This is a genomic window from Comamonas sp. B-9, from assembly GCF_000410635.1.
GTDB lineage: Bacteria > Pseudomonadota > Gammaproteobacteria > Burkholderiales > Burkholderiaceae_C > Comamonas.
Genome location: NZ_APCR01000058.1, coordinates 1 through 437, shown reverse-complemented (window position 1 = coordinate 437; position 437 = coordinate 1). Strand labels below are relative to the sequence as shown.

Here is a 437-nt window from a genome sequence, read left to right as displayed (position 1 = left end):
GAGCACACCAGCTTTGCCTGGGACGCAATGGACCGCCTGACCCAGGAGACCGGGTTTGACGCCCGCGTGCAAAGCTACCAGTACGACGCAGCAGGCCAGCTCACCGAGTCCAGCGATGGCTGGGCCGCAGAGCAAAGCCTGGCATCGCACACCAGCCGCTACGAGTGGACCCTCAACGGCCAGCTCGCTGTCCGCCATCTGCCTGCCAGCGACCTGACTCCCGCCATCACCCACCGCTACGAATGGGGCAAGACCGGAGAGCTGCTGCAAGCGAGCGTGTGGCACCAAAGGGCGGGGCCAGCAGGGCAAGGACAAGGGCAAACAGCGCAAACAGCCCAAGATCCAGCTGGCGCCATTCTGCAAAGCCAGGCTCTGATTGAACGCGATGCAGCAGGCCGGGTCATTGGTGAAGTCCAGCGCCTGTACAAAGCCCAAGC

At 64.1% G+C, this 437-nt stretch carries 1 protein-coding gene; it reads left to right on the top strand.

The genetic code is table 11. The features are described from left to right. Positions 1-27: 27 nt before the first annotated feature. On the top strand, positions 28-437 hold a 410-nt coding region (locus tag H928_RS25555), incomplete at its 3' end, for a hypothetical protein (RefSeq protein WP_043338061.1).